16 protein-coding genes and 2 pseudogenes are annotated in these 20,586 nt (G+C 45.2%); 11 read left to right on the forward strand and 7 right to left on the reverse strand.

Annotation, left to right across the window (positions count from 1 at the left end):
• The first annotated feature begins 24 nt into the window (after nucleotides 1-24).
• Both AK965_RS05960 and AK965_RS05965 read left to right on the forward strand, forming a co-directional pair.
• Entirely contained in the window at nucleotides 25-3,060 is a 3,036-nt protein-coding gene (locus AK965_RS05960; RefSeq protein ID WP_099078758.1) for an FAD-binding and (Fe-S)-binding domain-containing protein, read from the forward strand.
• Between the two features lie 36 nt (nucleotides 3,061-3,096).
• Nucleotides 3,097-3,558 carry an isoprenylcysteine carboxylmethyltransferase family protein gene (locus tag AK965_RS05965; RefSeq protein WP_099078759.1) on the forward strand — a complete coding sequence of 154 codons (462 nt, stop codon included), beginning with the start codon at nucleotides 3,097-3,099 and terminating at the stop codon, nucleotides 3,556-3,558.
• 80 nt (nucleotides 3,559-3,638) lie between these two features.
• On the opposite strand, the gene AK965_RS05970 is transcribed toward AK965_RS05965, so the two are convergent.
• The 6 genes from AK965_RS05970 to hutC all read right to left on the reverse strand — a co-directional run bounded on the left by AK965_RS05970 (nucleotide 3,639) and on the right by hutC (nucleotide 11,065).
• Entirely contained in the window at nucleotides 3,639-4,364 is a 726-nt protein-coding gene (locus tag AK965_RS05970; protein ID WP_099078760.1) for a DUF3581 domain-containing protein, read from the reverse strand.
• Between the two features lie 251 nt (nucleotides 4,365-4,615).
• Nucleotides 4,616-6,151, reverse strand: a complete 1,536-nt coding sequence (gene hutH / locus AK965_RS05975) for a histidine ammonia-lyase (RefSeq protein WP_099078761.1) — start codon at nucleotides 6,149-6,151, stop codon at nucleotides 4,616-4,618.
• 11 nt (nucleotides 6,152-6,162) lie between these two features.
• Entirely contained in the window at nucleotides 6,163-7,860 is a 1,698-nt protein-coding gene (gene hutU, locus AK965_RS05980) for a urocanate hydratase (RefSeq protein ID WP_099078762.1), read from the reverse strand.
• 112 nt (nucleotides 7,861-7,972) lie between these two features.
• A complete protein-coding gene (gene hutG, locus AK965_RS05985; RefSeq protein ID WP_099078763.1) occupies nucleotides 7,973-8,986 on the reverse strand; it encodes a formimidoylglutamase in 1,014 nt (337 codons plus the stop codon).
• Nucleotides 8,973-10,238: an imidazolonepropionase gene (gene hutI, locus AK965_RS05990; protein WP_099078764.1), complete on the reverse strand. Its 1,266-nt coding sequence runs from the start codon at nucleotides 10,236-10,238 to the stop codon at nucleotides 8,973-8,975. The genes hutG and hutI overlap by 14 nt, the downstream gene beginning before the upstream one ends.
• A gap of 119 nt (nucleotides 10,239-10,357) precedes the next feature.
• Nucleotides 10,358-11,065, reverse strand: coding sequence for a histidine utilization repressor (gene hutC / locus AK965_RS05995; protein ID WP_099078765.1), 708 nt, complete (start codon nucleotides 11,063-11,065; stop codon nucleotides 10,358-10,360).
• A 197-nt stretch (nucleotides 11,066-11,262) separates the two neighbouring features.
• On the opposite strand from hutC, the gene AK965_RS06000 reads away from it, so the two are divergent.
• Nucleotides 11,263-12,006, forward strand: a complete 744-nt coding sequence (locus tag AK965_RS06000; RefSeq protein WP_099078766.1) for a sporulation protein — start codon at nucleotides 11,263-11,265, stop codon at nucleotides 12,004-12,006.
• A 299-nt stretch (nucleotides 12,007-12,305) separates the two neighbouring features.
• Here AK965_RS06000 and AK965_RS06005 read toward each other — a convergent pair.
• Nucleotides 12,306-12,540 (reverse strand): annotated as a pseudogene (locus AK965_RS06005) (IS5/IS1182 family transposase); the annotation flags it as partial.
• A 189-nt stretch (nucleotides 12,541-12,729) separates the two neighbouring features.
• Between AK965_RS06005 and poxB the strand changes: the two are divergent.
• From poxB to AK965_RS06045, 8 genes and pseudogenes are all read left to right on the forward strand, one after another.
• Nucleotides 12,730-14,448 carry a ubiquinone-dependent pyruvate dehydrogenase gene (poxB, locus tag AK965_RS06010; protein ID WP_099078767.1) on the forward strand — a complete coding sequence of 573 codons (1,719 nt, stop codon included), beginning with the start codon at nucleotides 12,730-12,732 and terminating at the stop codon, nucleotides 14,446-14,448.
• A 214-nt stretch (nucleotides 14,449-14,662) separates the two neighbouring features.
• Nucleotides 14,663-15,335 (forward strand): annotated as a pseudogene (locus AK965_RS06015) (transposase); the annotation flags it as partial.
• A 290-nt stretch (nucleotides 15,336-15,625) separates the two neighbouring features.
• Nucleotides 15,626-17,554 (forward strand): threonine--tRNA ligase, encoded by a 1,929-nt coding sequence (gene thrS / locus AK965_RS06020; protein ID WP_099078768.1) that lies wholly within the window; start codon nucleotides 15,626-15,628, stop codon nucleotides 17,552-17,554.
• A gap of 3 nt (nucleotides 17,555-17,557) precedes the next feature.
• Nucleotides 17,558-18,109: a translation initiation factor IF-3 gene (infC, locus tag AK965_RS06025; RefSeq protein WP_099078769.1), complete on the forward strand. Its 552-nt coding sequence runs from the start codon at nucleotides 17,558-17,560 to the stop codon at nucleotides 18,107-18,109.
• A gap of 116 nt (nucleotides 18,110-18,225) precedes the next feature.
• The gene (gene rpmI, locus AK965_RS06030) at nucleotides 18,226-18,420 is read left to right on the forward strand and encodes a 50S ribosomal protein L35 (RefSeq protein WP_099078770.1); all 195 of its coding nucleotides are present in this window, start codon (nucleotides 18,226-18,228) and stop codon (nucleotides 18,418-18,420) included.
• Between the two features lie 40 nt (nucleotides 18,421-18,460).
• Nucleotides 18,461-18,814 carry a 50S ribosomal protein L20 gene (gene rplT / locus AK965_RS06035; protein WP_004727974.1) on the forward strand — a complete coding sequence of 118 codons (354 nt, stop codon included), beginning with the start codon at nucleotides 18,461-18,463 and terminating at the stop codon, nucleotides 18,812-18,814.
• A gap of 190 nt (nucleotides 18,815-19,004) precedes the next feature.
• On the forward strand, nucleotides 19,005-19,319 hold the full coding sequence (locus tag AK965_RS06040; RefSeq protein WP_099078771.1) for a heavy metal-binding domain-containing protein: 315 nt from the start codon (nucleotides 19,005-19,007) through the stop codon (nucleotides 19,317-19,319).
• Between the two features lie 396 nt (nucleotides 19,320-19,715).
• Entirely contained in the window at nucleotides 19,716-20,525 is an 810-nt protein-coding gene (locus AK965_RS06045) for a helix-turn-helix transcriptional regulator (protein ID WP_099078772.1), read from the forward strand.
• Nucleotides 20,526-20,586 lie beyond the last annotated feature (61 nt).

The raw sequence follows: 20,586 nt of genomic DNA on the forward strand, positions 1-20,586 counted from the left end.
CAGCGCAGTAGGGGCAGGAAGCAAATGTTACCAAGATTACACTCGCAAACGGATGTCGATCCTCTTGTTCTTCGTTTTCTCAAAGAGCTTGACCAATCCGGGTTCACTGGCGATATTGAAAGCCAATACTCAAGCCGTCTCGCGGTAGCCACCGATAATAGTGTTTACCAACAACTTCCTCAGGCTGTTGTTCATCCTAAAACCACTCAAGATGTTTCCCTTATCGGCAAGTTAAGCAATACCGAAGAGTTCGAACGCATTACATTTTCTCCTCGTGGTGGTGGCACGGGCACCAACGGTCAGTCGCTGACTAAAGGGATCGTGATCGATTTATCTCGCCACATGAACAAAGTTCTTGAGGTAAACAAAGAAGCAGGCTGGGTTCGCGTTCAAACGGGGGTTGTTAAAGATCAACTGAACGATGCCGTTCGCCCCTACGGTTATTTCTTCTCTCCAGATTTATCGACCAGTAATCGCGCAACGATTGGTGGGATGATCAATACCGATGCTTCTGGGCAAGGTTCCCTAAAATACGGTAAAACCTCTGATCATGTTCTCTCACTGCAAGCGGTCTTCGCAGATGGATCGATTTTGGAATCTGATCTCTCTCATGGTTTACCTCGTAAGGGTGAGTTTGCAGAGGAAGCAATGCGCGTGACGGAGTCGGTTTGTCGTGAAAAGCGTCAGCAGATCAACGATAAGTTCCCTCCGCTCAATCGTTTTCTGACGGGGTATGACCTAAAGAATGCCTTTGATGAAGACAAAGATAGCTTCGATATTACCCGCGTATTATGTGGCGCTGAAGGTTCTCTGGCAATTATCACTGAAGCCAAGCTCAACTTAACGCCTATTCCCAAAGCGCGTACCTTGGTGAACGTTAAATATAACAGCTTTGATTCTGCATTGCGTAACGCGCCATTGATGGTAGAAGCGAACGCTCTGTCGGTTGAAACTGTCGATTCAAAAGTTCTTAATCTCGCTAAACAAGATATTGTTTGGCACACCGTAAGTGACTTACTCACCGACGTACCAAATAAAGAGATGCTGGGTATTAACATGGTGGAATACGCAGGTCAGGATGAGGAAGAGGTGACGGCACAAGTCGCTGCGTTGACTGCCAAGCTGGATACCATGTTAGAAACTGAGGAAGCCGGCATCATTGGTTACCAAGTGTGTAGTGATGTCGCCAGTATTGGACGTATTTACAACATGCGTAAGAAAGCGGTGGGTCTACTAGGGGCGGCGAAAGGTCGCGCGAAGCCCGTTGCCTTTGCGGAAGATACGTGTGTCCCCCCCGAAAACCTGGCGAATTTTATTGAAGAGTTTCGTGAGTTGCTGGATGCGAAATCGCTTAACTACGGCATGTTTGGTCATGTTGATGCGGGCGTATTGCATGTTCGTCCGGCGCTTGACCTGTGTGACCCTCATCAAGAAGCCTTGATGCATGAACTCTCGGATGATGTGGTTAAGCTGGTGGCAAAATATGGTGGCTTGATGTGGGGTGAGCACGGCAAGGGCTTCCGCTCCGAATATGGCCCCGAGTTCTTTGGTGAAGAGCTGTTTACCGAATTACGTAGAGTCAAAGCGGCTTTCGATCCGTACAATAAAATGAACCCAGGCAAGATCTGTACACCATTAAACAGTGATGCAGAGTTGGTCAAGGTGACCGATACAAAGCGTGGTTATTTTGATCGTCAGATTGACGTTCAAGTGCGCGATAGCTTCAAACAGGCCATGGAGTGTAATGGTAACGGCTTATGCTTTAACTACGACACTAGTTCGCCAATGTGCCCCTCAATGAAGGTAACAGCAGATCGTCGCCATTCACCAAAAGGACGGGCGGGTTTAGTACGTGAATGGTTACGCCAGTTGACTGAGCAAGGCATCGATATTCTTGATTTAGAGAAGCAGATACTCGAAAACAAGCCGGCCATCAAAACCATGATCGATCGCGTGCGGCATTCGATTAATCGTCGTCACGAGTACGATTTCTCACACGAAGTGTACGAAGCAATGAATGGCTGTTTGGCGTGTAAAGCGTGTGCCAGCCAATGTCCTATAAAAGTAGACGTGCCAAGCTTCCGCTCTCGCTTCCTCAATATTTACCACTCGCGTTACCAACGCCCGGTAAAAGATTATTTGGTGTCAAACATCGAAACGATGTTGCCTTTCATGGCAAAGGCGCCAAGTGTGGTGAATGGGATGCTGAAGCAGTCTTGGGTACAAAGTTTAACCGCTTCTACTGTAGGTTATCTGGATGCGCCTTTATTGTCTGTTCCAACGTTGAAGGAGCGCGTTGAGTCGTTGACCACGGCTTATGATCTTCAAGCTTTGAGCGGGTTATCATCCGAGGATAAGAAAAAGCATGTACTTATCGTTCAAGATCCATTCACCAGTTACTACGATGCAGAGGTAGTGGAAGACTTTATCAAGCTCGTCAAAAAGCTAGGGATCAATCCGGTACTTCTTCCGTTTAAACCAAACGGCAAAGCGCAGCACATCAAAGGTTTCTTGCGCCAGTTTAGAAATACCGCTCAAGATACCGCGAAGTTCCTAGAAATGGTTGCAGGTTTGAATATCCCAATGGTTGGCGTCGATCCTGCTTTGGTACTTTGCTATCGTGATGAGTATGCAGAGGTCTTAGGTTGCCAGCGTGGTGAGTTTGATGTGCTTACTGCACATGAATGGCTTCACCCAAGATTGAGCGAGTTCGATGTGCATGAGCCAAAAGAGCAAGCGCCTTGGTATTTATTCGCACATTGCACCGAGAAAACCAAAATGCCAAACGCAGAAAAAGAGTGGGGCGCAATTTTTATTCACTTTGGTGCTGTGTTGAAGGCAGTGCCTGTTGGCTGTTGTGGTATGGCGGGGACATTCGGTCATGAGGTGGATAAATTTGCAATCTCGGAAGATATTTATGACCTGAGTTGGAAACCAAACTTGGACAAAGTCGACAACGAGAGATGCTTGATTACGGGCTATTCATGTCGAAGCCAGGTGAAGCGTTTTGAAGGCATCAAACCTAAGCACCCAATACAAGCATTACTAACGCTTATATAGGGTTAGCGAATCTACACTTTCATAAGGATATGAAAATTGAAAATTCTTGAGCTTAAAGTACCACCTGTGGCTGTGTTTTTAGCGGTTGTATTATTGATGTATTGGTTAAAAGAGATATCGCCAGCGCTATTAATTACGGTGCCTTTTGTCAAAGTTGTTTCTGCGGGTTTAACTGGCATTGCGGTTTTTGTCGCTGCTGCGGGTATTTATGAGTTCCGTAAAGCAAAAACGACGGTGAACCCCATCAAGCCTGAATCGGCGTCATCGGTGGTTAATACGGGTGTTTTTGCCTACACTCGAAACCCGATGTACTTTGGATTACTATTGATTATTATTGCATTGGGTCTTTGGTGGCAACATTTAAGTGTAATACTTTGCGGCGCTTTGTTTGTGACTTATATGAATCGGTTCCAAATTAAACCCGAAGAGCGCGCGTTAGAAAGGCTATTTGGCGAAGATTACGTCGATTATAAGAATCAGGTTCGTCGCTGGATTTAAACGTGGAATAGCGAAACAGAGCAAAGAAAGCCCAACAAATGGTTGGGCTTTCTTTTTTATTCAATAGGCCTACAGGGGGCTTAGGCTGCTTTAGTGAACTTTGCTAAAAAAGCGTCTTTGCGTTCTTGGAAGCGCTGTACTAGATCATCTACTGCTTCTTGATCGTAGGGTTTAAGTCCTGTCGCCACCATACGTTTAATGCCTGTCCCAACCACATTGCCGTCTTGCTTAAATGCAAAGTTCAGCGTTACGACACCACGCTTTCCTTCAACATCAAATGTAGCACCAGTAAAGGCCACTTCAGGGTTTGTGAGATCAAGTCGGCTGAATTCGACTTCCATGCTCTCATAAATCACCAATGGACGTTGGCAGTTGATCATCATTTGTTTCTCTTTCATCAGAGGAACCATGATGTGTGGGAAGTTCATACCAGAAAATTGAACATAGTTAGTTACTACATGTTCAATGAATGCAGGGTCGTGATTGGTATCGCCTTCGCGCGACATGAGCAAGTATTCTTTACCAGTCTCATCCACCACAGTACTTTCTTTTTCACACTTATTTTCAATATGCAGTGCAATGCCCGCACTCACCATGCCTGAGAAATTGAAACGCATCTTCTGACTGACGCCTTCTTTGCTGAGAAGAACCGCGAAAAGTAGGTCTCCTGGGACACAAAAGCGCTTATTGTCTTCATCATGGATAGGGTTGTAATCACCGGCAACACGTTTAGCAAAATGGCTTGCTTGTTCACGGGTGAATTGAAACTGGTGATTAGTGTGTGAATAATAAGGTGTTAGAAACATAATTTTTAGATAGTAACCAAAACTGTCAGGGATTATATGCGAATATCTTAGTGACAATGGTCCATCCAGTGACACCTTAACAATGAAACGATAACGCAGTGAAATAAAATACTAAAGCATGTGTCTCTGCTTGTGTTTATTCAGTATGGCAATAATTCATTGATTTACTATTTCCTGCGCGGCTTAATGGGGATAAATAGAATAAAGGCTCCATGATGGAGCCCTTAGATTAGAAAAAGAATGAATGTTGCTTAGCGCAAGCTAGGTAGCAATTGCTCAGGCATAAATGCATTGTGAAGTGCTAGTTTAAGTAACGCATTGGCTTGCTCAATGTCTGGTGCGAAGTAACGGTCTTTATCGTAGAACGACACTTTCTCACGCAGCATTTGCTTTGCAAGCTCAATACGCTCAGAGGATTTGTTTGGTGCACGGAAATCCAATCCTTGGGCGGCCGACAAGTACTCTACTGCCAAGATGCCACGCGTGTTTTCACCCATCTCTTTCAAACGACGAGCGGCAAAGGTGGCCATTGATACGTGATCTTCTTGGTTAGCTGATGTTGGTAAACTATCAACCGAAGCTGGGTGAGCTAGTGTTTTATTCTCACTCGCAAGCGCCGCCGATGTCACCTGCGCAATCATAAAGCCCGAGTTTACACCGCCGTTGTCGACCAAGAATGGCGGGAGCTTCGACAGAGCACTGTCGATCAGCAGTGCCATACGGCGCTCCGATAAGCTACCAATCTCCGCAATGGCTAGCGCAAGGTTATCCGCCGCCATAGCAACTGGCTCGGCATGGAAGTTACCACCGGAGATGATGTCATCGTCTTCCGCAAACACCAATGGGTTATCTGATACTGAGTTTGCTTCCACTTGTAGAATGTCGGCTGCATTTCGAATTTGCTGTAAACACGCGCCCATTACTTGAGGCTGACAGCGCAGTGAATATGGGTCTTGCACTTTCTCACAGTTGGTGTGGGATTCACCAATCTCGCTGGTCGATCCTAGCATATGTCGATACGCCAATGCCGCATCCATTTGACTGCGATGGCCACGAACGCGATGGATACGTGGGTCGAATGGTCGACGACTGCCTAATGCTGCTTCTACAGACATGGCGCCACAAACGGTAGCGGATGAGAACAGGTCTTCAGCGATGAACAGGCCTTCTAGTGCAAACGCCGTTGACGCTTGAGTACCATTAAGCAGGGCAAGACCTTCTTTAGGAGCGAGTGTGATTGGTTCAAGACCTGCAATTTGCAGAGCTTCTAGACCTGAAATGACTTTGCCATTGTGACGTGCTTGGCCTTCACCGAGTAGAACAGTACTCATGTGAGCCAAAGGAGCCAAGTCACCCGATGCGCCTACTGAGCCTTTTTGTGGCACACATGGGTAAACTTGCGCGTTCACTAGGTCAATGAGCATGTTAATAACTTTCAAACGCAAGCCAGAGAAGCCACGCGCAAGGCTGTTGATCTTCAGTACCATCATCAAACGAACGGTTTCGTCTGACATGAATTTACCGATACCAGCAGCGTGTGAAAGTACAATACTGCGTTGCAATGTTTCTAAATCTTCTGGAGCAATGCGTGTGTTCGCGAGTAGACCGAAACCCGTATTGATGCCGTAAACGGTGCGATCGTCTGCAATCACACGTTCGACAACTTTCGTACTTTCCTCAATGGCTGGAATGGCTTGTGGGTCGAGCGTAAGGTTAACAGGTGAGCGGCTCACCTGACGCAGTAAGTTTAAGCTAATATGGCCTGGTTTTAGCGTTAAATTGAGCATGTCTTTTATCCTTACTTGAGCTTTTTCAGTTCTTCATTGAGCATTGGCAAATCCAGTTTTTGCTCGGCTGCACACTGTTTTGCTATATCATAACCAGCATCGGCATGACGCATAACACCCGTCGCTGGGTCATTGTGAAGTACGCGAGCAATGCGCTCAGACGCTTCATCACTGCCGTCACAACAAATCACCATACCTGAATGTTGAGAGAAGCCCATACCAACGCCGCCACCATGGTGAAGCGATACCCAAGTTGCACCACCCGCGGTGTTTAATAGGGCATTGAGTAGTGGCCAATCCGAGATTGCATCAGATCCATCCATCATGCCTTCGGTTTCGCGATTCGGGCTGGCTACCGAGCCTGAATCTAAGTGGTCACGGCCAATAACAACCGGCGCTTTAAGTTCACCGTTTTTCACCATTTCATTGAAGGCTTGGCCAAGGCGTTCACGGTCTTTCAGGCCCACCCAACAGATGCGCGCAGGCAGACCTTGGAACTGAATGCGTTCACGTGCCATGTCTAGCCAGTTGTGTAGGTGAGGGTTATCCGGGATCAGCTCTTTTACTTTCTGATCGGTTTTATAGATGTCCTCTGGATCGCCAGACAGCGCTGCCCAACGGAATGGTCCAATGCCTTCACAGAACAGAGGGCGAATGTAAGCTGGTACGAAACCAGGGAAATCAAACGCATTGTCGACGCCTTCTTCCAAGGCCATTTGACGAATGTTGTTACCGTAATCCAGTGTTGCAGCGCCGCGGTTTTGCAGCTCTAGCATGGCTTGAACTTGCACTGCCATTGATTGTTTCGCAGCTTTAACCACGGCCGCTTCGTCTCGCAAGCGCATTTCTGCTGCGTGAGACATGCTCCAACCTTGAGGCAAGTAGCCGTTCAATGGATCGTGCGCAGAGGTTTGGTCTGTTACTACGTCTGGCGTGATGTTACGTTCCACAAGCTCTGGGAAGATGTCTGCTGCGTTACCTAGTAGACCGACAGAAATAGGCGTGTCGGACTCTTTGATCATCGCTAGCGCTTCATCTAGCGATGTGGCTTTCTTGTCGACGTAGCCTGTGCGTAGGCGGTAATCGATGCGTGACTCGTCACACTCAACAGCAATCATAGAAAAGCCCGCCATTGTACCTGCTAGAGGCTGAGCTCCACCCATGCCACCAAGACCACCAGTCAGGATCCATCGGCCTTTTGCGTCACCGTTAAAGTGCTTTTTCGCGACCGAGACAAAGGTTTCGTAAGTACCTTGGACAATGCCTTGTGAGCCGATGTAAATCCAGCTACCTGCGGTCATTTGTCCGTACATCATCAAGCCTTCTTTATCGAGCGCATTGAAGTGCTCCCAATTGGCCCAATGTGGTACAAGGTTTGAGTTCGCAATCAAGACGCGTGGCGCATTTTTATGAGTCGGGAAAACGCCGACTGGTTTGCCTGATTGGACTAAAAGCGTTTGGTCATCGTCGAGTCTTTCTAACACTTCCACAATCTTATCGAAGCATTCCCAATTTCGTGCTGCACGGCCGATACCACCGTATACCACAAGTGAGTGGGGATGCTCGGCGACATCTGGGTCGAGGTTGTTCATCAGCATACGAAGTGGGGCTTCTGTAAGCCAAGATTTCGCGCGTAGCTCATTACCGCGTGGAGCACGAATTGTTCTACTTGTATCAAGTCGTGGATCTTGTCCCTGGCGCAGTGTCATTTTAAGACTCCTTTAGTTTTACGTTCATACCAAGTCTGTGCTTGGTTATTTCTACTCGAATAAAGTGCAATTTGAATTGGGTCTTATTCGAGTTAATTGTTATTGGTTTCGGTTAGTTAGGCTTATGCTTTTTCTCTGCCATGGCATTGGCGATGTCCCAACATAAGCGGGCGGCTAATCGAGCCGTTTGGCTATCGACATCATAAGTGGGGTTGTACTCAGCAATGTCTGCCAGCATCAGTTTATTTTTGTAATGCAGGATTCGGTCGAGAAACGGCGAAATGATGTCATAACTGACGCCTCTTGCCGCTGGAGCACTCACGCCCGGAGCGGTCGCTGCAGGAAAGACATCCAAATCAATCGTCAGATAAAGGTAATCGCAGTCATCGATAAAGTGTTGCAGCTGAGTCAGGTGGTAGCTGTGGTTCATGTAGCAGAGTTGCTTATCTTCTACATACCAAACATTCAGGTCATCCGCTTTTTGGAACAGCGCCTTTGTATTGCTGCTGCGACTGACGCCAATGCAGGCGTAGTGGAATGTCCAATCGTTACGTTGACAGAAGTGATGGATTTGATTGAAAGGCGTCCCTGAGCTTGGTTTTACGTCCGCGATTGAACTTTCAAAAGCGCGTAGGTCAAAGTGGGCATCGAAATTGATAATACCAATCTTAGGTTGCTTCGCTGGGTGATGAGTTTTGAAGTATTTTGCCAATCCAGAGAAAGACGCCCACGCAATTTCATGTCCACCGCCTAGCACGATAACTGGTGTGTGCGGTAATGCTTTTGCTACTGTTTCGGCGCATTGAGTTTGGCTGCTTTCAAGAAAATCGTCATCGCAGACTACCGTACCCAAATCATAAAGTTGTGCTTGCTGGTGCCATGCTAAATTGGCTAACGCTCGGCGGATCAAATCTGGCGATTTTTTTGCACCGATGCGACCTTTGTTTCTCGCTACACCTGCATCAGTTGCAAAACCAAGAATGGAGACTCCTTGGCTCACGTTTACTAACTCATCAGTGGATTTATGCTTAATGACATGGTGAACACGTAGGCCAAGCTCGCCGTCTTCAGCATCATGGCGGCCTTGCCAGTGGAAAAGCGGGGTGTTTTGCTCAGATTGAGACATGTTGCAGTCCTTTGTGGGAGACATAGTCACCATTTACTATACGACCTATCAGGCGTTTTGCGCCGACCTGATAGCTTAGATCCGCAGGGTGATCGATATCCCAAATAGAGAAGTCTGCATCAAAGCCAACCTTAATCACGCCACGAGACCCTCCATAACCTAATGCCTTCGCTGCGTTTTGAGTCACACCACGTAACGCCTCTTGCGGGGTTAACTGGAAGAGGGTGCATGCCATGTTCATCATTAACGTTAAATCTGCAAATGGAGAGGTGCCGGGGTTAATGTCTGTGGCGATTGCCATGGGGACTTGATGTTGTCTCAGCAACTCAATGGGTGGTAACTGGGTTTCACGCAAGAAGTAGAAAGCTCCAGGCAGTAAGGTCGCGATGGTGTCAGATTTCGAAAGCGCAATCACACCTTGCTCATCGAGGTACTCAATGTGGTCTGCGGATAGGCCGTTGTATTGTGCTGTCAGTGCTGTCCCGCCCATATTTGATAGTTGCTCGGTGTGGCCTTTAACACTCAAGCCGTATTGCTTTGCTGCCTGAAAGACACGCTCGGTTTGCGCTAAATTGAATCCAATTGACTCACAAAACACATCCACGCTGGTGGCGAGCTTTTCTTCAGCGGCGAGAGGAATGATGTCTTCACAAATGTGTTGGATATAATCGTCAGCACGGTATTTGTATTCTGCAGGAAGCGCATGAGCGGCAAGCAGTGTCGTGGTGATTTTTACTTTGCGCTGTTGCTCAAGAGCTTTCGCCGCACGCAGCATTTTGATTTCGTCTTGCAGTGTTAATCCATAACCGGATTTCACTTCGATAGAAGTCACACCGCTTGCAAGTAGGCCATCAAGGCGTGGTAGTGCAAGTTCGATGAGTTGTTCTTCTGTTGCTTTGCGGGTTGCATTAACGGTGGACAGAATACCGCCGCCCTGCTTTGCGATGTCTTCATAAGGTACGCCGTTAAGGCGCATTTCGAACTCGTTAGCACGATTCCCGGCATAAATGAGGTGGGTGTGACAATCAATCAATCCCGGCATCAACAGTTTGCCTTGAAGGTCAATGGCTTGATTATATTGGTCTGGAGCCAGAAGGGATTCGTTATGTTCGTTGTCTTTACCTTGTCCAGTGGTGCTGATCGCGACAATTTTTCCTGACCGAATACCGACACGAGCAATGAGAGTAGGTAAGTATCCTTGTTCTCCTTCTTGCATGGTCACTAGGCGGGCATTTTCAATCAGCAAATCCATTTCAACTCATCCCATTTTTTGCTAGTTTAAATGTATATACAAATAAATAGGAGAAAAAATCATCACTGGCAAGAGTAATGTTGCTGAAATGTGATCAAAACGAAGAAGTAACGCCTAGTTTACAGCAGGATCTTAGAGCTTAATTTGTACTTGTTGCCTGGATGGTAAAGCTGTGCAGTACTCACAAGCTTATCTTGGCTCCAAGTGCGACGGTTAAGTAATAAGCACGGTTCGTTGGTTTGCATATTTAGGTCCTGTTTGATGCGTCCATCAGGCACAATGGCTTCTACGGTATGTTCAATAGCACTGAGTGGGCAATTATCAGAAAGGTACTGGTTTGGCGTGATGCAAGTGAAATCTTGACTGAGATAGTTTGGTGCGTATTGGCTATTGACCCAGCGCAGTTCAAGTTGGATTGGCGTGTTGTCTTCAAAGTGTATGATCTTGCTATAAAACACTGTCGTACCAAGCATCACGCCAAGTTTGATGGCGATGGCGTCATCGGCTTTTATCGATATTTGCTGAATGACTTCACTGTGATGAGTTCGCCCGCGACTTTGGACTTCTTCAGCGATATTACGGATATCTAATAGAGGGGATTCTGATTTTTCGGCCGGCTCGCAAACGAATGTGCCAAGACGAGGGCGGCGTTGAAGCCTACCTTCATTCACTAAATCGCGAATCGCTTTGTTGACCGTCATACGGCTCACACCAAACTGTTCCGTCAGTTCGATTTCTGTTGCGATACGATGCCCAGGAACCCACTCTCCGGACTCAATCTTATCGACGATAAACTGTTTGATTTGCATGTAGAGTGGGGCAGCCATGTTTATTTCCTTTTAATTGACTATACAAATGGTGCGCAATCCATGGACAAATTGCAAGCAGTGGAAGCTATTTGTGAGTTGATAAAAGGAATTAGTCCGCATTCCTGGAGTCTATTACTTGCAGGAGCTGTATCTGTTGTGTAAACAGATATTCATCGAATCAAAATAATGAAGACAGACAGTCACAAAGGGGTCCCATGTTTAAAAAACTAAAAGCGTCGCTTGGCATTGGCTCGGCAAAAGTCGATACCATATTAGATGAAATGAGTGTGTACCAAGGCTCGACTTTGAAAGGGTACGTTCAGATAATAGGAGGCGATGTAGAGCAGCAAATTGATGCGATTACCATTAAGCTGAATACTGAGATGAAAGTTGAGGTGGACGATAGCGTTAGCTACCAGAGCTTTACGATTGACCAATTGAAAGCGGTTGAACCATTTGTTATTCAACCAAATGAAGAGAAGCAGGTACCATTCGAACTTAAGCTGCACGATGAAACGCCAATCACTGCCGTCAGCGCATTAAAGAATCAATGTCATGTATGGGTTGAAACTACATTAGATATTGGCTTCGCGATTGATCCCCGTGACCGTGACTATATTGAAGTCAAGCCATTACCAGTTGCAGCACGTGTGATTGGTGCTATTGAGCAGGCGGGCTTTACTATGGTGAAAGCGGATGTCGAAAAGGGGAACTTACGCGGTAATACTTTTTCTTCACGTTCCGGTATCTACCAAGAACTGGAATTTCGCAATAATGGCTTTATCTCAACCAAGGAAATCGAGCTGTCATTTATATTAGATCGTGAAGTGATGCACTGTCTGGCGGAAATCGATCGTTCTCTCCGTTTCTCTGGTGACCAATACCGTTCATTTTCGCTGCCATTGAATGCAACTGATGCTCAAGTTGCTTCGGCGGTGGCCCCAATCATCAATTTATAATCTGGCTCTTCTCGAGTTCGGAAAATGAGTACCGATATTTGCATGTTAATACGGTATCGGTACGATTATGCAAGTTTTCGCCTTCACTCAGTACGTTCATATTCGCTTTTCCTCTGAACGGGCACGTTTCACTACAATTAATGCGTACCTATCAGGGCACAATGATATCCTTCATCTAGGTGATATTAAGTCATATCTGCATGTTAAATTAATCGATTAAAGGCATAGAAATGTGCCTGTCGTGAGGCTTTGTTGCTTAATTCAAAGATAAGACACGCTGCGCCATTGTGCTTAATTCTTTCAGGCATACTTAGCCTCGAAAGCTTGTTCAGTGCTTTGATCGTGGCGTTAAGTCTCGCCAACTTGAGCGTTGTCGTTCCTCAGGCTTAATTTCCCCCCTATCAACGGCTTCACTCGATACATTGCTGTCTCTGATAGCGAACGCTTATGATAGCCATGTCGCTTTTTTCACGCCTTGTTAGAGCCGTAGATCTTCTGACAACCTACCGCGAAGGTGCGAGGATGTCCTTGATCCAGAAAGTCGGTTCAACTAGCCCAAATTGAATGGCTAGCTCTTGTTCTTCTGTCTAAACTCAAACAGCACTATTGTATTTCACCATAAAAAGTAAGCTATCCTGATCTCTTTGCGTTTAACTATAAAAGTCATTCCCATCGTCATGCTTAGCTTCGTCTTTAGGTTCTCAACTAGGGGGGGGGGTTGTTATGATAATTGCCGAATACATTGTCAAACTACTGAGGGAAGCGAGTATTCAACGCATTTGGGGAGTAACGGGTGACTCTCTGAATGGCTTAGCAGATAGCCTTAAGTCCGATGGAAGCATTCAGTGGATCGGCGTAAGACATGAAGAAGTGGCTGCATTTGCCGCGGGAGCAGAGGCGGAAGTATCCCAGTCTCTGGCTGTTTGTGCAGGATCATGCGGACCTGGTAACATGCACCTTATCAATGGCTTATATAATTGCTATCGTAATCAAGTGCCAGTTCTTGCCATTGCTTCTGATATTCCTTCAACGGAAATTGGCACTCATTACTTCCAAGAAACCGATCCAAAAACACTATTTTCGGATTGCAGTGTCTATTGTGAAAAAATCACCACACCAGAACAAATGCCTCAAGTCTTTGAAACGGCAATGCGTCAAGCTTTACTAAAGCGCAGTGTGAGCGTGGTGGTATTGCCTGGTGATATTGCTCTCAAAGCTCTCCCCAAGGAAACGGACATAAAATGGCAGACACCATCGCTGCCACGGTTAGAACCTGCATCAGAAGCAACCCAATTAGCCGCAGATTACCTCAACAAGGCCAAGCGCGTGACCCTGCTGTGCGGGGCTGGGTGTCAATTTGCTCATAGCGAAATTCTCCAACTGGCGGATATCCTGCAATCACCCGTTGTGCATGCGCTTCGAGGAAAAGAGTTCATCGAATATGATAATCCATACAGCGTTGGAATGACCGGATTAATTGGCTTTGAATCTGGCTATCATGCAATGGAACATGCCGATACCCTGGTGCTTATTGGTACTGGCTTTCCTTACCGACACTTTTATCCTAAAAATAAAACCATTATTCAAATTGACCATTCGCCCGCAGCAATCGGCCGCCATGTCCAAGTTGATGTCGGTATAGTAAGTGATACAATTGCGGCTTTGGATACATTGACCCCTCTTCTCCAACACAAAACGGATGACCGTTTTTTAAAAGCGTGCTTAAAGCACTATACCGCCACCCGAAATCAGCTTGATAACTTGGCTGAGATAAAACCGAAAAGCCACCAAATTCACCCACAAACATTAGCTAAAACCCTAAGTGACCTTGCCGCAGAAGATGCCATCTTTACTTGCGATGTCGGAACCCCAACACTCTGGTCTGCCAGATATTTGCAAATGAACGGACAACGCCGATTGATAGGCTCGTTTAACCATGGCTCAATGGCCAATGCGCTCGCTATGGCATTAGGGGCTCAATCTACCAATTCAAAACGGCAAGTTGTTGCTTTTTGTGGCGACGGCGGGTTCTCAATGTTAATGGGAGACTTATTAACTCTGCTACCCTACGGACTGAATATCAAAATCGTGGTGCTCAACAATCAATCTTTAGGATTCGTCGATATGGAGATGAAAGCCGCAGGCTTTGTTTCAGATAGTACAAAGCTTGATAACCCAAGTTTTGCTGAAATTGCTCGGGCTTGCGGGCTTAAAAGCGACATTGCGACACAACCGCAAGAGTTGGCCGACAAAGTGTCTTCTTTGCTCAATCACGATGGTCCCGCCTTGCTCGAAGTCATGACTGATCATCATGAACTGAGTATGCCTCCGAGTATTAATGTACAACAAGTCAAGGGGTTTAGCCTCTATGCGTTAAAAGCCATATTTAACGGCTATGGTGATGAGTTAGTGGACATTGTCAAAATAAATCTGTTGCGATAAGCCAACTTAACCTGAACTCGAAAAGTGCAGGGTTGATAAACCTGGACTCTCTCGAATTCAGGTTAGTCACCTTGGCGAGCTCTAATCTAGGCTCAATTGTCGAATTTGATTAGCGGATAGATGATACATCTTCGCTAATTCAGCGGCCGCCAATGCCACCTTCGTTTTAAACTCGGGGGGACTAGTACTGCAGCCTAATTATTCTATGAACTGTGGAAGGTCTCGTTTGTTTAGTGACTTAGCCATTAGGACGGCGCTTATCGCCAAATGAATTTTTCAATGCCGTTGAGAGGTCTGCAAGAATTCATTCATTCTATTTTCAAGCTTGCTCAGCGGCCTTTGTTATGCCCTCATTATTCATGCATTAGCAAGCGAGCCAAAGCGGTTGGCGTTGCGTTTAAGGCCAAAACTAAAGGAGCTATCCAGTGTTTAACCATCGGTGTTACAGGGCTGAAGGTCTACGGTGAGGGCGAGTGGAAAGTAAAAAAGCATGGTATTAACGGGAAACGCTAAATCTGGCGTAAGTTACATTTAGCCGTAGATATAGATATGCATTAAATTATTGCTGCTTAGTTGAGTTTATCGAATGTGATCGATGGTGAAGTGCTTTCAAGTTTGCTTAGACAGACCCGCCTAAGAATCAATGAGATGCCTGGAGAGGATGCTTATGAACAAGGTTGTGTTACGAAGCTATTCACATCAAATAAGCTTTGGAAAAAGAAGTACGGCTACCATAAACGTTCGCTCTCGGAGACGATGATGTACCTTGTGAAGACACGACTCGGCGGTACATTAAGCTTTAAGGGATTACCATGCTCAAGTCGGCGTAACTTACGCCATGATAACAGGCATTAAATATACTCGCGGGGCTGGGTATACCTGAAACGATAATGATCGCCTATCAATTAGTCATGTTAGGCGCATTTTTAACTGAATTCGAATTCGGAAACAAAGCTATGTCAATAAGAAAAAGGCATAACTCGATATTTGCCTTGTTATTTCATCACCATCCTTTAGAATGCCTAGGAATTCAAAGCCGTGTACATCCGTATTTGTACCAAGTTTTGTACCAAATTCAGTTTTTCTACACAAAAACAACATATAGCCAATTGATATTCAATTGGTTATGCAAATTCAAGTGTTGCTTGGTATGCAACACCACTGTAAAGGACATAGCATGCCTATTATTACTCTTCCTGACGGCAGTCAGCGTCAATTTGACAACCCAGTATCTACAATGGAAGTTGCGCAATCGATCGGTCCTGGTCTTGCAAAAGCAACGATTGCTGGTCGCGTAAACGGTAACCGCGTTGATGCGTGTGATCTAATTGAAGAAGACGCAAGCCTAGAGATCATCACAGTAAAAGATGAAGTAGACGGCCTAGAAATCGTTCGTCACTCTTGTGCTCACCTTCTTGGTCACGCTCTTAAACAGCTTTACCCACAAGCTAAAATGGCGATTGGTCCAACCATCGACAACGGCTTCTACTACGACATCGACCTAGACGAGTCTCTAACGCAAGAAGATCTAGAAAAGATCGAAAAGCGTATGCAAGAGCTTGCGAAAACTAAGTACGAAGTTGTTAAGAAAAAAGTTAGCTGGCAGGAAGCGCGTGATACATTTGAATCACGTGGCGAACCATACAAAGTGGAAATCCTAGACGAAAACGTATCTCGTGATGACCGTCCAGGCCTTTACCACCATGAAGAATACATCGACATGTGTCGTGGTCCACACGTTCCTAACATGGGCTTCTGTCAACACTTCACACTATTGAATGTGGCAGGTGCTTACTGGCGTGGTAACAGCGACAACAAGATGCTTCAACGTATCTACGGTACGGCATTCCACGACAAGAAAGCCCTGAAAGCGCACCTAACTCGCCTAGAAGAAGCTGCAAAGCGTGACCATCGTAAGATTGGTAAGCAGCTAGACCTATTCCACATGCAGCAAGAAGCGCCGGGTATGGTGTTCTGGCATCATAATGGTTGGTCTATCTTCCGTGATCTAGAAGTGTTTGTTCGTGACAAACTGAACGAGTATGACTACCAAGAAGTAAAAGGTCCTCTAATGATGGATCGCGTGCTTTGGGAACGTTCTGGTCACTGGGATAAATATGCAGATGCAATGTTCACGACTTCTTCTGAAAACCGTGAATACGCAATTAAACCAATGAACTGTCCTGGTCACGTTCAGATCTTTAACCAAGGTCTAAAATCGTACCGCGACTTACCGCTACGTATGGCTGAGTTCGGCTCATGTCACCGTAACGAACCATCTGGTGCACTACACGGTATTATGCGTGTACGTGGCTTTACTCAGGATGACGCTCACATTTTCTGTACTGAGAGCCAAATTCAAGAAGAAGTAACAAATTGTATTAAGATGGTGTACGATACGTACCAAACATTTGGTTTCGACAATATCGTAGTGAAACTGTCTACTCGTCCAGAAAAGCGTGTAGGCTCAGATGAAATCTGGGATCAGTCTGAAGAAGCGCTAAAACAATCTCTGGAATCGATGGAAATCCCATACGAAATTCAAGAGGGTGAGGGTGCATTCTACGGTCCTAAGATCGAATTCACGTTATACGACTGTTTAGACCGTGCATGGCAGTGTGGTACTGTTCAGTTAGACTTCAACCTACCAGGTCGCCTAGGCGCCACTTATGTAGGTGAAAACAATGAACGTCTTGTTCCGGTGATGATTCACCGTGCAATTCTAGGTTCTCTAGAGCGTTTCATTGGTATTCTGATCGAAGAATATGCCGGTTTCTTCCCAACTTGGTTGGCACCAGAACAGGCAATTCTTATGAACATCACTGATAAACAGTCAGATTATGTTCAAGAAGTAGTACAAAAATTACAAAAAAGTGGAATTAGAGCAAAAGCGGACTTGAGAAATGAGAAGATTGGCTTTAAAATCCGCGAACACACTTTGAAGCGTGTACCGTATATGCTTGTTGTCGGTGACCAAGAGATGGAAGCTGGTGAAATCGCAGTACGTACTCGTAAAGGTAAAGATCTCGGTAAATTTAAAGTGGATGACTTCATTTCTTACATCCAAGACGAGATTTCAAGCCGTAAGCTCAATCTGGAGGAATAAGCTATTAAAGGCGGAAGACGCGGCCAACAGCCGGTAAAACAAAACCCGCACCGTTTAAACGGTGAAATTCGTGGCGTTCGTGAAGTTCGACTAACAGGCGCTGATGGTGAATCAGTTGGTGTTGTATCGATTCAAGAAGCGATCGCAGCTGCTGAAGAAGCAGGTATGGATCTTGTTGAGATTAGTCCTAACGCTGAGCCACCAGTCTGCCGAGTGATGGACTACGGTAAATTCCTCTTTGAAAAGAGCAAATCTGCGAAAGAGCAGAAGAAAAAGCAAAAACAGGTCCAGATTAAGGAAATTAAATTCCGTCCTGGAACTGATATTGGAGACTATCAGGTAAAACTACGCAACCTGACGCGTTTCCTTGAAGAAGGCAACAAAGTGAAAGTAACTATTCGCTTCCGTGGCCGAGAAATGGCACACCAAGACATCGGTGTTGATGTTCTTCATCGCTTGAAAGAAGATACTGCGGAATTTGCTGTAGTAGAATCTTTCCCAAGTCGTATCGAAGGTCGTCAGATGATCATGGTACTTGCCCCTAAAAAGAAGTAATTAACGGCTCATCAAGTAATTAAGACCTAGCCGTTTCCCTTTAAAGGTAAACGGCTGGGTTTTGTTCGCCCTAATTACGTTGTTTATTAAACCTACTCAATGCGGAGTTATTCATCATGCCTAAGATGAAAACCAACAAAGGTGCTGCTAAGCGTTTCAAGAAAACTGCTGGTGGTATTAAGTTCAAGCACGCTACAAAACGTCACATCCTGACTAAGCGTACTACTAAGAACAAGCGTCAACTACGTCCAAATGCAATCCTTCCTAAGTGTGAAGTGGCTGCAGTACTTCGTATGTTGCCATACGCTTAATTCTTTTTAGTTATCAATCGTTTAGTTTAGGAGAAGCATAATGCCTCGCGTAAAACGTGGTGTACAAGCTCGTGCACGTCATAAGAAAGTTCTAAAACAAGCTAAAGGTTACTACGGTGCACGTTCACGTGTTTACCGCGTAGCTTTCCAAGCAGTTACTAAAGCTGGTCAATACGCTTACCGTGACCGTCGCGCTAAGAAACGTCAATTCCGTCAACTATGGATTGCACGTATCAACGCAGCATCTCGTCAAAATGGTCTATCTTACAGCCGTTTCATCAACGGTCTTAAGAAAGCATCTATCGAGATCGACCGTAAGATCCTAGCGGACATCGCAGTATTCGACAAAGCAGCATTTGCTGTACTAGTTGAAAAAGCGAAAGCTGCTCTATAATTAGCAGTTTAGGATTAAGAGAAGGAGAGCATTAGCTCTCCTTTTTTATTGCCTTCAAAACTACTCTACAATTCTCAATTCTCAATTCTCAATTCTCAATTCTTTTTCCCAGTTAGTATCTTTGGTATTTACATTAGTGCCTCACATGGTAATTTGCTGAGGTAATCTAACTATTTTGCAGGGGTATTGAATGATTTACACAACAACGGACACCATTCCTGGAAGAGAAATTTCAGAAATCAGAGGTGTGGTGACGGGCAATGTCGTTCAGTCAAAACATATCGGACGCGATCTTATGGCCGGGCTCAAAAGCATAGTCGGTGGGGAAATTCGTGGATACACAGAAATGATGACGGAAGCGCGCAACATTGCCATACAACGCATGGTAGAAGAGGCAACACATAAAGGAGCAGATGCCATTGTTGGAATTCGTTTTACAACCAGCTCTATCGTTGATGGCTCTTCAGAAATACTTGCGTTTGGGACCGCAGTAAAGTTCGCTTAACATATTTTCCTTTCTTCCATGCTTACTTCAATAAGGTGAGATGAAATGTGACGAATCTCATTGAGAGTGAACTCTGTGTGATTATGCGAAATGTGAACTCAAGGTCTGCATTAATGCTCTGCAATTATAAGTCTGTCTAGTTTAATATTTTTAGTTTTAAGTCTCATACTGGTAATAAGTCCGATTCAAAAAAGGTTGAGGGGGTATTTGACTGCTTAGGAGTTTTTTATTGATAATGAAGCTACATGCATTTAATGGCGAGTATTTGCTATGGAAATGTGTGATAGGGTGTATTGATTCGCATTTTTATATAAAAATATGAACCTATAGCTTGCCAACTCATCTCAAATTGTTACAAATGTAATGTGTATGTAATATATTTAGAAGGAATTGTAGATGAGAGAGCTTACGCCCGAATACTTGTTAGCTGCTTTACGGCAGGCGATTAAAGCGAAAGGGCTAACATATCGAGAGCTATCTGAAAAAATGGGAATGCCTCTTTCTACGTTTAAGAGGCATTTAACCAGTACTAATCTTGCGTTGGACAAGTTACTTGAATATTGCCGAGCGGTGGATTGTACATTAGACGAATTGCAGAAATTAGCAGACAACCTTCAGGCGGAAGATCAAGACTATTTTAGCCATACACAGGATGAAGTGTTTTTTCAGTTTCCTCACCTTTACGATTTTTACCGAGAGTTGCGAATGTTACGTGGTAAAGATGGTTACACCATATTAAAGAAAAAATATGACCTTTCTGAACATAGTATGTCTGACTACCTTGGCGCTTTAGAACTGCTCGACCTCGTATATGTCGATGAAAGCAAAAATATTACGCTGCATGGTCCGTTGTACTATAGCTACGCTGATAATTCCAAACTAAACGATAAATATACAGAGATAATTAAGGAGCAAACAACTCAGTACGAGAAGTGCGTTCGGGTCGCCTTATCACGCATGAAAATTACTGAAGAGCAGCTTATTCAGTTAGAAGAACAAGTGGCAAAAACGGTACTAGATTTTCATTCGGAGAATGTGGTGGCAGAAAACTTTAACGTATCTGATTTTACTAATGTCCTATTGATTGCGGGACCGCACCTTCCAGTAATATTCTCTGACGGTATAGTACAAACGGACAAAAATTTTATCGATGATATTCGTTACGCTATCGCTTCTGCAGGGGATAAGCCGAGCCTATCGATATAGTCGGTTTTTCATACCCAAGTAACCTTGCCCTTTGAGAGCGTGCCACGAAGTTATTTCATCA

It is taken from the genome of Vibrio sp. PID17_43, assembly GCF_002608565.1.
GTDB lineage: Bacteria > Pseudomonadota > Gammaproteobacteria > Enterobacterales > Vibrionaceae > Vibrio.

Coding starts and splice junctions, on each gene's coding strand:
- AK965_RS05960 (WP_099078758.1), top strand. CDS start 25: ATGTTACCAAGATTACACTCGCAAACGGATGTCGATCCTCTTGTTCTT.
- AK965_RS05970 (WP_099078760.1), bottom strand. CDS start 4,364: ATGTTTCTAACACCTTATTATTCACACACTAATCACCAGTTTCAATTC.
- hutH (WP_099078761.1), bottom strand. CDS start 6,151: ATGCTCAATTTAACGCTAAAACCAGGCCATATTAGCTTAAACTTACTG.
- hutU (WP_099078762.1), bottom strand. CDS start 7,860: ATGACACTGCGCCAGGGACAAGATCCACGACTTGATACAAGTAGAACA.
- hutG (WP_099078763.1), bottom strand. CDS start 8,986: ATGTCTCAATCTGAGCAAAACACCCCGCTTTTCCACTGGCAAGGCCGC.
- hutI (WP_099078764.1), bottom strand. CDS start 10,238: ATGGATTTGCTGATTGAAAATGCCCGCCTAGTGACCATGCAAGAAGGA.
- hutC (WP_099078765.1), bottom strand. CDS start 11,065: ATGGCTGCCCCACTCTACATGCAAATCAAACAGTTTATCGTCGATAAG.
- AK965_RS06000 (WP_099078766.1), top strand. CDS start 11,263: ATGTTTAAAAAACTAAAAGCGTCGCTTGGCATTGGCTCGGCAAAAGTC.
- poxB (WP_099078767.1), top strand. CDS start 12,730: ATGATAATTGCCGAATACATTGTCAAACTACTGAGGGAAGCGAGTATT.
- thrS (WP_099078768.1), top strand. CDS start 15,626: ATGCCTATTATTACTCTTCCTGACGGCAGTCAGCGTCAATTTGACAAC.
- rpmI (WP_099078770.1), top strand. CDS start 18,226: ATGCCTAAGATGAAAACCAACAAAGGTGCTGCTAAGCGTTTCAAGAAA.
- rplT (WP_004727974.1), top strand. CDS start 18,461: ATGCCTCGCGTAAAACGTGGTGTACAAGCTCGTGCACGTCATAAGAAA.
- AK965_RS06040 (WP_099078771.1), top strand. CDS start 19,005: ATGATTTACACAACAACGGACACCATTCCTGGAAGAGAAATTTCAGAA.
- AK965_RS06045 (WP_099078772.1), top strand. CDS start 19,716: ATGAGAGAGCTTACGCCCGAATACTTGTTAGCTGCTTTACGGCAGGCG.